This is a genomic window from Micromonospora sp. NPDC048930 (genome assembly GCF_043197935.1).
Taxonomy (GTDB): domain Bacteria; phylum Actinomycetota; class Actinomycetes; order Mycobacteriales; family Micromonosporaceae; genus Micromonospora.
On the sequence record NZ_JBICUB010000013.1, the window covers coordinates 46,849 to 60,048 of the forward strand.

Annotated in this window: 12 protein-coding genes; 9 read left to right on the plus strand and 3 right to left on the minus strand. The window is 73.4% G+C overall.

All coding sequences use genetic code 11. From position 1 onward, the window contains the following. Positions 1–69: 69 nt before the first annotated feature. The 6 genes from ACGFI9_RS28160 to ACGFI9_RS28185 all read left to right on the plus strand — a co-directional run bounded on the left by ACGFI9_RS28160 (position 70) and on the right by ACGFI9_RS28185 (position 6,144). Complete coding sequence (locus ACGFI9_RS28160; protein ID WP_393182590.1) at positions 70–1,269, plus strand: FAD-dependent monooxygenase; 1,200 nt, start codon at positions 70–72, stop codon at positions 1,267–1,269. Between the two features lie 226 nt (positions 1,270–1,495). Then, positions 1,496–2,257 carry an ABC transporter ATP-binding protein gene (locus tag ACGFI9_RS28165; RefSeq protein WP_393182592.1) on the plus strand — a complete coding sequence of 254 codons (762 nt, stop codon included), beginning with the start codon at positions 1,496–1,498 and terminating at the stop codon, positions 2,255–2,257. Next, entirely contained in the window at positions 2,244–2,936 is a 693-nt protein-coding gene (locus ACGFI9_RS28170) for an ABC transporter ATP-binding protein (RefSeq protein WP_393182593.1), read from the plus strand. Before ACGFI9_RS28165 ends, ACGFI9_RS28170 begins: the two co-directional genes overlap by 14 nt. Positions 2,937–2,976: 40 nt before the next feature. Next, positions 2,977–4,236 (plus strand): ABC transporter substrate-binding protein, encoded by a 1,260-nt coding sequence (locus ACGFI9_RS28175; RefSeq protein WP_393182595.1) that lies wholly within the window; start codon positions 2,977–2,979, stop codon positions 4,234–4,236. 7 nt (positions 4,237–4,243) lie between these two features. Further along, positions 4,244–5,125 carry a branched-chain amino acid ABC transporter permease gene (locus tag ACGFI9_RS28180; RefSeq protein WP_393182597.1) on the plus strand — a complete coding sequence of 294 codons (882 nt, stop codon included), beginning with the start codon at positions 4,244–4,246 and terminating at the stop codon, positions 5,123–5,125. Then, a complete protein-coding gene (locus ACGFI9_RS28185; protein ID WP_393182599.1) occupies positions 5,122–6,144 on the plus strand; it encodes a branched-chain amino acid ABC transporter permease in 1,023 nt (340 codons plus the stop codon). The genes ACGFI9_RS28180 and ACGFI9_RS28185 overlap by 4 nt, the downstream gene beginning before the upstream one ends. Positions 6,145–6,377: 233 nt before the next feature. Here the strand turns inward: ACGFI9_RS28185 and ACGFI9_RS28190 are convergent, their stop codons facing one another. Further along, the gene (locus ACGFI9_RS28190) at positions 6,378–6,935 is read right to left on the minus strand and encodes a TetR/AcrR family transcriptional regulator (RefSeq protein ID WP_393182601.1); all 558 of its coding nucleotides are present in this window, start codon (positions 6,933–6,935) and stop codon (positions 6,378–6,380) included. Between the two features lie 54 nt (positions 6,936–6,989). On the opposite strand from ACGFI9_RS28190, the gene ACGFI9_RS28195 reads away from it, so the two are divergent. From ACGFI9_RS28195 to ACGFI9_RS28205, 3 genes are all read left to right on the plus strand, one after another. Then, positions 6,990–8,051 (plus strand): FAD-dependent monooxygenase, encoded by a 1,062-nt coding sequence (locus ACGFI9_RS28195; protein WP_393182603.1) that lies wholly within the window; start codon positions 6,990–6,992, stop codon positions 8,049–8,051. Between the two features lie 168 nt (positions 8,052–8,219). Then, positions 8,220–9,785 carry an MFS transporter gene (locus ACGFI9_RS28200; RefSeq protein WP_393182605.1) on the plus strand — a complete coding sequence of 522 codons (1,566 nt, stop codon included), beginning with the start codon at positions 8,220–8,222 and terminating at the stop codon, positions 9,783–9,785. 11 nt (positions 9,786–9,796) lie between these two features. Further along, entirely contained in the window at positions 9,797–10,405 is a 609-nt protein-coding gene (locus ACGFI9_RS28205; protein ID WP_393182607.1) for a TetR/AcrR family transcriptional regulator, read from the plus strand. Between the two features lie 58 nt (positions 10,406–10,463). Here the strand turns inward: ACGFI9_RS28205 and ACGFI9_RS28210 are convergent, their stop codons facing one another. After that, entirely contained in the window at positions 10,464–12,383 is a 1,920-nt protein-coding gene (locus ACGFI9_RS28210) for a helix-turn-helix domain-containing protein (protein WP_393182609.1), read from the minus strand. A 14-nt stretch (positions 12,384–12,397) separates the two neighbouring features. After that, the gene (locus tag ACGFI9_RS28215) at positions 12,398–13,180 is read right to left on the minus strand and encodes a 3-hydroxybutyrate dehydrogenase (protein ID WP_393182611.1); all 783 of its coding nucleotides are present in this window, start codon (positions 13,178–13,180) and stop codon (positions 12,398–12,400) included. Between the last annotated feature and the right edge of the window lie 20 nt (positions 13,181–13,200).

The following is a 13,200-nucleotide window of genomic DNA, read 5'->3' on the forward strand; positions in this document are numbered from 1 at the left end:
CCTACCGTCCGTCGCGGACCCCGGCGCGGACCGGGTTGACGGTGTACGCACGAACTCGGGAGCGTTGCGATGGACGACAGGACCGTACTCATCTCCGGCGCCGGCATCGCCGGCCCCGCCCTCGCCTTCTGGCTGCGCCGGTACGGCTTCGCCGTCACCGTCGTGGAGCGCTCGCCCGGGCCGCGTCCCGGCGGGCAGGCGGTCGACGTGCGGGGGACCGCCCGCGAGGTGGTCGACCGGATGGGGCTGACCGCCCGGATCCGCGCCGAGTGCGTCCGCGAGCAGGGCATGGCGTACGTCGACGGGCGGGGCGACGTGCGCGCCCGGATGCCGGTGGACGCCTTCGCCGGTGAGGGGATCGTCGCCGACATCGAGATCGAGCGCGGCGACCTGGCCCGGCTGCTGTACGAGGAGACCCGGGCCGAGGTGGAGTACGTCTTCGACGACTCGATCGAGACGCTCACCCAGACCGACGACGGGGTGCGCCTCACCTTCACCCGCTCCGCCCCGCGCACCGTCGACCTGGTGATCGGCGCGGACGGCTCGCACTCCCGCACCCGGGCCCTCGCCTTCGGCCCCGAGTCGGCGTACGTCCGGCCGCTCGGCGCGTACCTGGCCTACTTCACCACCCCGTACCCGGACGAGACCGGCTGGTTCCTGCTGCACAACGCCCCGGGCGGCCGGGTGGTCGGCACCCGCCCGAACCGGCACGGCCGGTCCAGCGCCTTCTTCAGCTTCGCCTCGCCGGCCCTGGACGTGGACCGCCGGGACCGGGCGGCCCAGCAGCGCCTGCTCGCCGAACGCTTCGCCGACGTCGGCTGGCGCGCCGCCGAGCTGCTGGCCGCGATGGGCGATGCCCCGGACTTCTATTTCGACCGGTACGGGCAGGTGCGGATGGACTCCTGGAGCGCCGGGCGGGTGGCGCTGCTCGGCGACGCCGCCTGGTGCCCGTCCCCGCTGACCGGGCAGGGCACCAGCCTCTCGCTGGTCGGCGCGTACCTGCTGGCCGGGGAGCTGGCGGCGGCCGGCGGCGACCACCGGGTGGCGTACCGCCGCTACGAGGAGGTGCTGCGGGCGCACGTGACGAAGGGCCAGGAGCTGCCGGGCGGGGGGATCGGCGGATTCCTGCCGGCCAGCCGGACCGCGATCCGGATGCGCGACGCCACCATGCGGGCGATGGCCTCCCGCCCGCTGCGCGGGCTGGCCACCCGGCTCTTCTTCAGCCACGCCGACGGCCTCACCCTGCCGGAGTACGCCGCCACCCGGTGACGGTGGCGGCACCACATGTCGACGCGTGCCGATCCGCGCGGAAGGTGGTCGGCGAGGGTGCGCGGGCCCGTCCCTATAGGGGGCGGGCCCGTACGGCATCGGACGAATGTGTGGGTAATCGACATGGCTCGACCAACTCGGCGCGCCGTAGGTTTCCTGCACGCGACGGCCCTGTGACCCCGGTCACCGACCTGGTCGTCGCTGCGGACCTGCGGAGGGCGAGGCGATGGCCGGGCAAGCGATCCTGTCGGCCCGTGGGCTGACCCGGGACTTCCGGGGCTTCCGGGCGGTCGACGGGGTCGACCTCGACGTGGCACCGGAGACCGTGCACGCCCTGGTGGGGCCGAACGGTGCCGGCAAGACCACCCTGTTCAACCTGCTCACCGGCTTCCTGGCGCCCAGCGCCGGCCGGATCGAGCTGGCCGGTCGGGACGTCACCGGCCTGCCCCCGGAACGGGTCGCCCGGCTGGGGGTGGCCCGCTCCTTCCAGATCACCAGCCTCTTCCCGCAGCTGTCCGCCCGGGAACACGTGCAGCTCGCCCTCCAGTCGCCCAGCGGCCTGGGCTGGCGGTTCTGGCGCTCGGCGAAGCTGATGCGCCGCTACCACGACCGGGCCGACGAACTGCTCGCCATGGTCGACCTCGCCGAGCTGGCCGAGGCGCCCGCCGAGGCCCTGGCGTACGGGCGCAAGCGGGCCCTGGAGCTGGCCATCGCCCTCGCCCTCGACCCGAAGGTGCTGCTCCTCGACGAGCCCACCGCCGGGATGGGGCTGGAGGACGTCGACCGCACCGTCGACCTGATCGCCGCCGTCCGCAAGGGCCGGACCGTGGTCATGGTCGAGCACAACATGAGCGTCGTCGGCCGGCTCGCCGACACCGTCACCGTCCTGCAGGCCGGCAAGGTGCTGGTCGAGGGGCCGTACGAGCAGGTCCGCGCCGACGAGCGGGTCATCACCGCCTACCTGGGAGCCGCCGATGCTGCGCATTGAGAACCTCTCCGCCTGGTACGGCGAGGCGCAGGTGCTGCGGGAGGTGAGCCTGGAGGTGGCCGCCGGCGAGGTGGTCACCCTGGTCGGCCGCAACGGCGCCGGCAAGTCCACCCTGCTGCGCAGCGTGATGGGGCTGCACCCGGGCCAGCGGGGCACTGTCAGCCTCGACGGCCGGGACATCACGCGGCTGCCGGCGTACAAGCGGGCGCGGGCCGGGCTCGGCTGGGTCCCCGACGACCGGGGCGCGTACGCCACGCTGACCGTCACCGAGAACCTGACCCTGCCGCCCCGGGTCGGCCCCGACCCGTGGCCGCTGGAGCGGATCTACGAGGCGTTCCCCGCCCTGTACACCCGGCGCGAGTCGGCGGCCACCATGCTCTCCGGCGGCGAGCAGCAGATGCTCGCCCTGGCCCGGGTGCTGCGGATGGGCGCCCGGCTGCTGCTCTGCGACGAGCCCACCGAGGGGCTGTCGCCGCTGCTCGTGCAGCAGGTCGGTGACCTGCTGCGGGAGGCCAAGCAGCACGGCGTGACCGTGCTGCTGGTCGAGCAGAACCTGCACTTCGCCACCGGCGTCGCCGACCGGCACTACCTGCTGGCCGAGGGACGGATCGCGGAGGCGATGGACAACTCCGAGGTGCGCTCGCGGGAGCGCGAGCTGCTGGCGTACCTCGGCATCTGAAACGACGGCTGACCCGCGCGGACCGCGCGGTACGAAGGGGATGGACATGCGTGCAAGCGTGGGTGTGGCCGCCGCCTCGGCGGCGGCGATGGTGCTGCTCGCCGGCTGCGGCGGCGGTGGGCCCCAGTCCGGCGGCGACTCGAAGCCGACCGGCGACAAGATCGTGCTGGGCGTGCTGAACGACCAGTCCGGGGCCTACTCGGAGCTGTCCGGGAAGAACTCGGTGAAGGCCGTGGAGATGGCCATCGCCGACTTCAAGGCCAAGTACGGCGACAAGGCGATCACCAAGAACATCAGCGTGGAGACCGCCGACCACCAGAACAAGCCGGACGTGGCCAACAGCAAGGCCCAGGAGATGTACGACCGCAAGGGCGTCGACGCCATCCTCGACGTGCCGACCTCCTCGGCCGCCCTGAAGGTCGCCGACGTGGCCAAGGAGAAGAAGAAGCTCTACTTCAACATCGGCGCGGCGACCACCGACCTGACCGGCAAGAGCTGCAACAAGTACACGTTCCACTACGCGTACGACACCTACATGCTGGCCCACGGCACCGGCACGGTGACCACCCAGCAGGTCGGCAAGAACTGGTACATCCTCTACCCGAACTACGCCTTCGGGCAGGACATGGAGAAGAGCTTCTCCGCCGCGATCACCGCCGCCGGCGGCCAGGTGGTCGGCAAGGACGGCGCACCGTTCCCGAACACCAGCGGCGACTACTCGTCCTTCCTGCTGAAGGCGCCCACGCTGAACCCGAAGCCGCAGGTGCTCGGCACCATGCAGGCCGGCGCCGAACTGGTCAACGTGGTCAAGCAGTACAACGAGTTCAAGCTGCGGGACAAGGGCGTCGGGCTGGCCGTGGGCCTGATGTTCATCACCGACATCCACTCGCTCACCCCGGCCGCGCTGGCCGGCACCACCTACACCGACGCCTGGTACTGGAACTTCGACCAGCAGAACCGGGAGTGGGCCGACCGGTTCCAGAAGGAGACCGGCACCCGGCCGTCCTTCGCCCACGCCGCCAACTACTCCGCGGCGATGCAGTACCTGGAGGCGGTGCAGGCCGCCGGCACCGACGACGCCGACACCGTGGTGAAGAACCTCGAGGGCAAGGACATCAACGACCTCTTCCTGCGCAACGGCAAGATCCGCGCCGAGGACCACCGGGTCATCCACGACGCGTACCTGGCCCAGGTGAAGCCGCAGGCCGAGGTCTCCGAGCCCTGGGACTACGTGAAGATCCTCAAGACCATCCCGGCGGCCGAGGCGTTCCGCGCCCCGTCCCCGGACTGCAAGATGTGACGGGCCGATGTCGGGCTTCCTGCAGAACACGTTCAACGGGTTGGTGAGCGGGGCGTTCTACGCCCTGCTCGCCCTCGGGCTCGCGGTCATCTTCGGCATGCTCCGGGTGGTGAACTTCGCCCACGGCGCCTTCTACATGCTCGGCGCCTTCGGGGCGTACGTGCTGCTGTCCGAGGCGGGCGTGCCGTTCTGGGCGGCACTGGTGATCATGCCGGTCGCGCTGGGCCTGCTCGGCATGGTGCTGGAGCGGGCGGTGATCCACCGGCTGACCCGGCTCGACCCGCTCTACAACTTCCTGCTCACCTTCGGGCTGACGCTGATCCTCCAGGACCTGGTCAAGTCCCGGTACGGCATCCAGTCCAGCCCGTACGCCACCCCGGCCGAGCTGAGCGGGTCGGTCGACTTCGGGCTCTTCGACTTCCCCACCTACCGGGTCTTCATCCTCGGCTTCACCGTCCTGCTCTGCGTGGCGGTTTGGTGGGTGCTCGGCCGGACCCGGGTCGGCATGGTGGTCCGGGCCGCCACCGAGCGGCCCGAGCTCACCCGCGCCTTCGGCATCGACGTGGGCAAGTGGGTCACCCCGGTGTTCGGCTTCGGCATCGCCCTGGCCGGGCTGGCCGGGGTCCTCGCCGCCCCGATGCGCGCGGTGAACCCGCTGATGGGCGCCGACCTGATCATCGTGGTCTTCGCGGTGGTGGTGATCGGCGGCCTCGGCTCGATCTTCGGCTCGGTCGCCGCCGGCTTCGGCATCGGCCTGATCCAGGCGTGGGGCGAGGCGTACCTGTCGGAATTCCCGATCGTGTCGCAGACCGTCGTCTTCGTGGTGATGGCCGTGGTGCTGCTCTGGCGCCCGGCCGGCCTGTTCGGCCGTGAGGAGGCCCCGGCATGACGAGCGCCCGCGTCGACACCCCCGCCGACAAGTTGGCCCCCGCCGCCGTGCCGTCCGGGCTGCTCACCGTCGCCCGGGCACCCGGCTGGGTCCGGTACGCGCTGCTCGCGGTCGGCCTGCTCGTGGCGCTCTGGCTGCCCAACGGGCTCTACCCGGCCGTCGCGGTGGACATCCTGTGCTGGGCGCTCTTCGCCGTCTCGGTGGACCTGCTGCTCGGCTTCACCGGGCTGATGTCCTTCGGCCACGCCGCCTTCTGGGGCACCTCGGCGTACGTCACCGGCCTGGTGGCGATCCACGCCGGCCTGCCCTTCCCGGCGGCCGTACTGGTCGGGGCCCTCGCGGCGGCGCTGCTCGCGCTGCCGATCGGCTACCTGGCGGTCAAGCGGACCGGCATCTACTTCGCGATGGTCACCCTGGCCTTCGCGCAGATGGTCTACTACGTGGCCAACGAGTGGCGGTCGGTCACCCAGGGCGAGAACGGCCTCCAGGGCGTGCCCCGCTCGTTCTTCGGCGTCGACCTCTCCGACGACTACTACTTCTACTACGCGGTGCTGCCGATCGTGCTGCTCGGCCTGCTCGCCGCCTGGCGGATCGTGCACTCGCCGTTCGGCCGGGTGCTGGTCGGCATCCGGGACAACCCGGCCCGGGCCCGCGCCCTCGGCTACCCGGTGCACCGGTACAAGCTGACCGCGTTCGTCCTCTCCGGATTCCTCGCCGGGCTCGGTGGCGGGCTCTTCGCGGTCGGCCACCGGTTCGTCTCCCTCGACGTGCTGCACTGGACCACCTCCGGCAAGGCCGTCATCGTGGTGGTGCTCGGCGGGATCGGCACCCTCTGGGGCGGGGTGCTCGGCGCGGCCCTGGTGGTCCGCCTGGAGGACTGGCTGTCGTTCTCCGGGTTCGAGGCCATCGGCCTGGTCACCGGCGGCATCTTCGTCCTCGTCGTGCTGCTGTTCCGGCGCGGGATCTGGGGTACGGTCGCCCACCTGGCCCTGCGTCGGGGAGCCGCCCGACGCCGATGAATCTCCCCGGCGGCGCAATCCGGCCGCCGCCCCGACGTACCCCGGGTAGTGGATCACTACCCGGGGTACGTCTGGTGCTGACCGAACCGATGCCGGCCGAGGCCGTCGTGGCCGCCTGCGGGCGGCTCTCCGCCGCTGCCGACAACCTGGTCGCCGCGCTGGTGCACGATCTCGCCGCCGAGGTCGGCGTGGTGCCGGCGGGGGAGCAGGTCCGCCGGCCGCTGCTCCGGGACTCAGCCCGGCAGGATGCCCCGGAGCAGCGCGGCGACCGCCGACTCCGGGTCGAAGTCGTCCTCCGGGCCGGCGAGCTGGTTGGTGAGCAGCCCGTCCACCAGTGCGAGCAGCATGGGGAAGTGGGCCGGCGGGTCGGCCGAGCCGAGCGCGGCGAGCACCGGCAGGCCCCACTCGGCCAGCCGCCGCCGGCCGGCGGAGACCTCGGCGCGCAGCGCAGGCTGGACGGCCGCCTCGGCGAAGAGCGCGTACCGGGCCAGGGTGAGCACCCGCCCCTCGGTGGTGAGCTGCCGGATCAGCCCGCCGAGCACCGCCGCGAACGCGGCCGGGTCGCCCGGGGGCAGCTGCCGGGCGAGCTGGTCCCAGGCCGCCGTCTCCACCTCGACCAGGCGGCTGAAGACGGCGGTGACCAGCGCCTCCCGGGTCCGGAAGGCGTTCGACGCGGAGCCCTCCGGCAGGCCAGCCTCGGCGTCGACCGCGCGGTGGGTGAGCTGCCGCAGGCCCCGGGTGCCGAGCACCCGGATGGCCGCGTCGAGGAGGAGCTGCCGGCGATCCGTCACGCCGACAGACTACAGGCGTAGTGCGGGACACTACATCTGTAGTACGGTGTCGCCATGGGTATGCGTGCGGCGGTGGTCGGCGGGGGCGTCGGTGGTCTGGCGGCGGCGATCGGGCTGCGGGCCGCCGGCTGGGAGGTGACCGTCCTGGAACGGTCCGCGGCGCTGCCGGAGACCGGCACCGGGCTCGGCATCTGGCCCGGCGCGATGCGTGCGCTGGACGCCCTCGGCGTGGGCGAGGAGGTGCGACGGCGGGGGCGCCGGCAGGCCGCCGGGGCCATCCTGCGCCCGGACGGCAGCCGCATCGTCACCATCGACGTGGACCGGCTGGAGCGCCGGCACGGCGAACCGGTGCACCTGGTCACCCGCCCCGTGCTGCTCGCCGTCCTGGCCGGCGCGCTGCCCCCTCCGGTGCTGCGCCTCGCCACGCCGGTCACCGACGCGCGTGACCTCGTCGAGGCGTACGACCTGGTGGTCGGGGCGGACGGGATCGGCAGCGTGGTCCGGGCCGCCCTGTACGGCGACCGCTACCCGCTGCGGTACGCCGGCACCGTGGCCTGGCGCGGGGTGGCCGACATCGAGGTCCCGGTCGGCGGGGAGACCTGGGGCCGGGGCCGCAAGTTCGGCCTCACGCCGGAGGGCTCCGGGCGGACCAACTGGTATGCGGCCGTGGCGCTCCCCGCCGGCCACCCGCCGCCCGCCGACGACCGGACCGAGCTGCGTCGCCTCTTCGGCGACTGGCACCAGCCGATCCCGCGCCTGCTGGACGCGCTGACCCCGGACGGCATCCTCCGCCACGAGGTGCACGACCTCACCCCGCTGCCGCGCTACGTGTCCGGTCGGGTGGCGCTGCTCGGCGACGCCGCCCACGCCATGACCCCGGACCTCGGGCAGGGCGCCTGCCAGGCGCTGATCGACGCGGTGGCGCTGGCCGGCTGCCTCCGCGACACCACCGACGTCCCCGCCGCGCTGCGCGCGTACGACCGGCTCCGGCGCCGGCCGACCCAGCGGATCGCCGCGGCGGCCCGGTGGGCGGGCCGGCTCTCCCAGGCCCGCCGGCTGCTGCCGGCGCGGGACGTGGCGCTCCGGCTGGCCCTGGCGGCCGGACCGCCCGCCTGAGTCGTCCGGGCGAGGCCGGCACCCGGCGGGCTCACCCGGACAGGGTGACCTGACACACAAACAATACGAACCGGTTCCGTATCGAAACTCTCTCACCTAGGCTCGGCAGCGTTACGAGTCTGCCCCGTTTCGTATTTCGACGCGGGAGAGCCGGGGGGAGAACCGGACATGGAACCGCACGAGAACACCGGACACCCGAGGAGGTGGGCGATCCTGGGGGTGCTGGTGATCAGCCTCCTCGTGGTCGTCCTCGACAACACGATCCTCAACGTCGCCCTGCGTACCCTCGCCGACCCGGTGCACGGCCTCGGGGCCAGCCAGGGCGAGCTGGAATGGGCGATCAACTCCTACACGCTGGTCTTCGCCGGGCTGCTGTTCACCTTCGGCGTCCTCGGCGACCGGCTCGGTCGCAAGCGCTTCCTGATGGTCGGGCTGGCCCTGTTCGGGCTGGCCTCGCTGCTGTCCGCGTACGCCCAGGACCCGGGCCAGCTCATCGCCACTCGCGCGCTGATGGGGGTCGGCGGCGCGGCCATCATGCCGGTGACCCTGTCGATCATCTCCAACGTCTTCGACCCCCGCGAGCGGGCCAAGGCGATCGGCATCTGGGCCGGCGCGGTCGGGCTCGCCGTGGCGATCGGCCCGGTGCTCGGCGGCGCCCTGCTGGAGCACTACTGGTGGGGCTCCGTCTTCCTGATCAACGTGCCGGTGGTGGTGCTCGGCGTGGTCCTGGTCGCCGCGCTCGTGCCGGAGTCCCGCGACCCGAAGCCCGGCCGGGTGGACCTGCTCGGCGTGCTGCTCTCGGTGGTCGGCCTGGTCGCCCTCACCTACGGCATCATCGACGGTGGCGAGCACGGCTTCGGCCGGCTGCCGGTCTGGGCCGCGATCGGTGGCGGCCTCGCTGTGCTGGCCTGGTTCGTCGCCCACGAGCTGCGCAGCGACCACCCGTCGCTGGACGTCCGGCTGTTCCGGGTGCCCCGGTTCGCCGCCCCGGTGGCGCTGGTCGGGCTGGTCTTCTTCGCCGCGATGGGCGTGATGTTCTTCGGCGCGTTCTACCTCCAGCTGGTCCGCGGCTACAGCCCGCTGGAGAGCGGCCTGCTCTTCCTGCCCTTCGCGGCCGCCCAGCTGATCTTCGCGCCGCGCAGCGCCGCCATGGTGCGTCGCTACGGCGGCCGGGCCGTCGCCGCGGTCGGGTTGCTGCTCACCGCCGCCGCGCTCGGCGCGTTCGTCCTCATCGACGCGGACACGCCGATCTGGATCTTCTCGGCGCTGGGCTTCGTCCAGGGCGCCGGGATGGCCAACATCATGCCGCCGGCGACCGAGTCGATCATGTCGGCGCTGCCCCGGGAGAAGGCCGGTGTCGGCTCGGCGGTCAGCAACACCGTCCGCCAGGTGGCCGGGGCGCTCGGGGTGGCGGTGCTCGGTTCGGTGCTCTCCGCGGTCTATCGCGACCACGTGACGCCGACGCTGGCCGGCCTGCCCACGCCGGCGCACGAGGCGGCCCGCGAGTCGATCTCCGGCGCGTACGCGGTCGCCGAGCGGCTCGGGCCGGCGGCGCCCCGGCTGATCGCCGCGGCCAACGACTCCTTCGTCGTGGCGATGCACTGGGCGGCGGGGATCTCCGCCCTGGTGGCCGCCCTCGGCATCGTCATCGTGCTCCGCTGGATGCCGGGCCGCCCGGTGCTCGTGACCGAGACTCGGCCGGCCACCGAGCGGGAGTTGGCCGGGACCCCGTAAGTTCAGCGACAATGTCCGACATGAGTACGCACGCCGACGCTCCGCGGTCGCCCGGTCGACCGCGGAGCGTCCGCGCGGACGAGGCGATCATCGAGGCCACCCTCGACCTGCTGGCCGAGGGCAGCACCATCGAGGCGCTCTCCATCGAGGCGATCGCGGCCCGCGCCGGGGTCGGCAAGGCCACCATCTACCGCCGCTGGTCCGGCAAGGACGCCCTGCTGCTCGACGCGCTGCGCCGGCTCAAGGGCGTCATGCCGCAGCCGGCCGGCCACTCCGTCCGCGACGACCTGGTGCTGCTGGTCGGCGCGGTCGGCCACAACATCGACCCGCGGGCCGCCAAGATCATGCCGTGCCTGGTGCCCGAGGTGAACCGCAGCCCGGACCACTACCAGCTCTACCAGAACATCGTCGAGCCCCGCCGGAAGCTGATGCGGGAGGTGCTCCAGCGCGGGGTACGCACCGGCGAGCTCCGCGCCGACCTGGACATCGAGCTGGCCATCGCGCTGCTGAGCGGGCCGATCCTGATGCAACGGGTGCTGCGCTGGCAGCCGGAACTGGACGACACGATCCTGCCGGCGCAGGTCGTCGACGCCGTCCTGGACGGCCTCCGCGCCCGCTGACCGCCCCCATCCCCGAGCCCGGGGAGGTCGGGTCCGAAGCGATCGGCCGGGCCAGCGGTCAGCTGCTGGGCGTACGGAGGCGGTGCAGGCGCAGCGCGAGCTGCACCTCCAGGGCCCGCTCCGGCTTCTGCCAGTCCGCGCCGAGCAGCTGCCCCACCCGCTCCAGCCGCTGGGTCACCGTGTTGACGTGCACGTGCAGCAGCTCCGCCGCCCGGGCCAGGCTGCCGCCCACCCCGAAGTACGCCTCCAGCGTCTTCACCAGCGCGGTGCCCCGCCGGGCGTCGTAGTCCACCACCGGCCCGACGGTCGCGGTGAGGAACCGGGCCACGTCCCGGTCGCCCGAGTCACCGACCGCGCCCAGCAGCAGCCCCACGAAGCCCAGCTCGGCGGTGCTCGCCCCCTGCCCGGCGCGGCCCAGCGCGCCCAGCGCGGTCAGGCAGCGCTCCGCCTCCGCGAACGTGGTGGCCAGCGACGCGGGGCCGCTCGACGGCCCGCTCGCCCCCGCCGTCACCGGCCGGCCGGTCACCCGGGACAGGTCCCGGGCCACGGCCCGGGCCGCCCCGCCCGCGTCGCCGCCGGGCAGCATCAGCACCACCCGGCCGTCCCGCGCCGCCGCCAGGCCACCCCGGGTCGAGGCGTACGTGGTGGCCCAGGAGAGCACCCGCTGCCGGGCCGAGCCGGTCGACGCGATCGCGTCGTCGCCGACCGCCACCAGCACGTGCGGCGCGTCCAGGTCCACGCCGAGCCGCCGGGCCCGGCTGCGCAGCGCGTCGGCGTCCCGCAGCGGCCGGGCGATCAGGTCGTCCAGCAGCTCGCCCCGGACCCGTCCCTCGGCCTCGGCCACGGTCCGCCGGAACAGCAGCAGCAACGCGGTGACCAGCGCGGCCCGCTCCAGGATCCGCTGGTCGGCGTCGACCAGTTCGCCGTCCGGGCGCAACACCAGCGCGCCCAGGTTCTCCGCGCCGGCCACCACCGCGGCGTACCAGAGCGGACCCCGGCGTACGCTGCGTCCCTCGGTCCTGGACGCGGCTACCGCCTCCACGATGTCCGCCCGGTCCGGCTCCTCGATCTCGCCCACCCGGGCCAGCCGCCGCCCCTCGGCGTCCAGTGCCAGCAGCGCCCCGCCCAGCACCTCGGTGACCGCCGCCGCCACGTCCTCCATCCCGCCGCCGCGCACCACCAGGGCGGTCATCCGGTCGTGGGCGGCCGCGGCCCGCTCCACCGAGCTGCTGTGCGCCCGGATCGTGCTGTTCGCCGCCGACAGCTCCTCCAGCGCCGAGCGGGTCTCCGCCAGCAGCCGGGCGGTGTCGATCGCCACCGCCGCGTGCGCCGCGAGGGAGACCAGCAGCGACACCTCCTCCCGGGCGAACGGCCGGGCCGACCGGTTCGCCGCGTAGAGGACGCCGATCGACGTCGAGCCCAGCCGCAGCGGCACGCCGAGGATCGCCACCAGGCCCTCCTCGCCCACCCCGGCGTCGATCTCCCCGGTGTGCCGGAAGCGCTCGTCCTCGGGATAGTTGGCGGTGACGTACGGGGTGCCGGTCTGGGCCACCAGCCCGCCCAGGCCGGCGCCCATCGGCAGCCGCAGCCGCTGGAACCGGGCCGAGATCGAGCCGTCGGTGACCCGCATGTAGGTGTCGCCGCGCTCGTCGTCGTTCAGCGTCATGTACGCCACGTCGGTGCCGAGCAGGATCCGGGCCCGGTGCACGATCGCCCGCAGCACGTCGTCCAGGTCGCGCAGCCCGGCCAGGTCGCTGGCCGTGTCGTACAGGCCGGACAGCTCGATCTCCCGGCGGCGCCGGCGCTCCAGCAGCGCGCGGACCCGCAGCGCCACCATCTTCGCCTGCTCCAGCTCGGCCAGCCGCTCGGCGGGCAGGCCGGCGGCCCGGGCCGCCACCAGCGGACCCTCGAACTCGACCGCGGCGGCCTCACGGGCCAGCAGTTCCAGGAACTCGACCGGCGACGACATGACCGACATTGTGCGCGGCCCCACTAGTTGGCCGTCCAGCCCCCGTCGAGGGCGATCGAGGCGCCGGTGATGAACGCGGCCGGCGGCGAGCAGAGGTACGCGACCAGCTCCGCCACCTCCTCCGGCTCGATCAGCCGCTTGATCGCCGCCCGGGCCAGCATGATCTTCTCGACCACCTCGTCCTCGCCGATGCCGTGGGTGGCCGCCTGGTCGGCGATCTGGCTCTCCACCAGCGCCGTCCGCACGTACGCCGGGTTGATGCAGTTGGCGGTCACCCCGTGCGCGGCGCCCTCCAGCGCGACCACCTTCGACAGCCCCTCCAGGGCGTGCTTGGCCGAGACGTAGGCCGCCTTGTACGGCGAGGCGCGCAGCCCGTGCACCGAGGAGATGTTGACGATCCGGCCCCAGCCGTTGGCGTACATGCGCGGCAGCGCCCGGCGGATCAGCAGGAACGGCGCCTCCACCATCACCCGCTGGATGTACTCGAAGCGCTCGACCGGGAAGTCCTGCACCGGCGCGACGTGCTGCAGGCCCGCGTTGTTGACGACGATGTCCACGTCGACGTCGAGTCGGTCCAGCGCGGCCGCGTCGGCCAGGTCGATCCCCTCGGCCCGGCCGCCGGCCTCGGCGGCCACCGCCTTCGCCGCCTCCACGTTCCGGTCCACCACCAGCACCGCCGCGCCGGCCTCCGCCAGGCGCAGGGCGCAGGCCCGTCCGATGCCGCTGCCACCACCGGTCACCAGCGCGCTACGACCGGAGAGGTCGACGTGCACGACGTGGGGGACCGCCACGGGTTCTGCCGTCATGGCGCACAAAGCTACGAGCT

Excerpts from the sequence above, each read along its gene's own strand:
- ACGFI9_RS28160 (WP_393182590.1), top strand. The coding sequence starts at position 70 with ATGGACGACAGGACCGTACTCATCTCCGGCGCCGGCATCGCCGGCCCC.
- ACGFI9_RS28165 (WP_393182592.1), top strand. The coding sequence starts at position 1,496 with ATGGCCGGGCAAGCGATCCTGTCGGCCCGTGGGCTGACCCGGGACTTC.
- ACGFI9_RS28170 (WP_393182593.1), top strand. The coding sequence starts at position 2,244 with ATGCTGCGCATTGAGAACCTCTCCGCCTGGTACGGCGAGGCGCAGGTG.
- ACGFI9_RS28175 (WP_393182595.1), top strand. The coding sequence starts at position 2,977 with ATGGACATGCGTGCAAGCGTGGGTGTGGCCGCCGCCTCGGCGGCGGCG.
- ACGFI9_RS28180 (WP_393182597.1), top strand. The coding sequence starts at position 4,244 with ATGTCGGGCTTCCTGCAGAACACGTTCAACGGGTTGGTGAGCGGGGCG.
- ACGFI9_RS28185 (WP_393182599.1), top strand. The coding sequence starts at position 5,122 with ATGACGAGCGCCCGCGTCGACACCCCCGCCGACAAGTTGGCCCCCGCC.
- ACGFI9_RS28195 (WP_393182603.1), top strand. The coding sequence starts at position 6,990 with ATGGGTATGCGTGCGGCGGTGGTCGGCGGGGGCGTCGGTGGTCTGGCG.
- ACGFI9_RS28200 (WP_393182605.1), top strand. The coding sequence starts at position 8,220 with ATGGAACCGCACGAGAACACCGGACACCCGAGGAGGTGGGCGATCCTG.
- ACGFI9_RS28205 (WP_393182607.1), top strand. The coding sequence starts at position 9,797 with ATGTCCGACATGAGTACGCACGCCGACGCTCCGCGGTCGCCCGGTCGA.
- ACGFI9_RS28210 (WP_393182609.1), bottom strand. The coding sequence starts at position 12,383 with ATGTCGGTCATGTCGTCGCCGGTCGAGTTCCTGGAACTGCTGGCCCGT.
- ACGFI9_RS28215 (WP_393182611.1), bottom strand. The coding sequence starts at position 13,180 with ATGACGGCAGAACCCGTGGCGGTCCCCCACGTCGTGCACGTCGACCTC.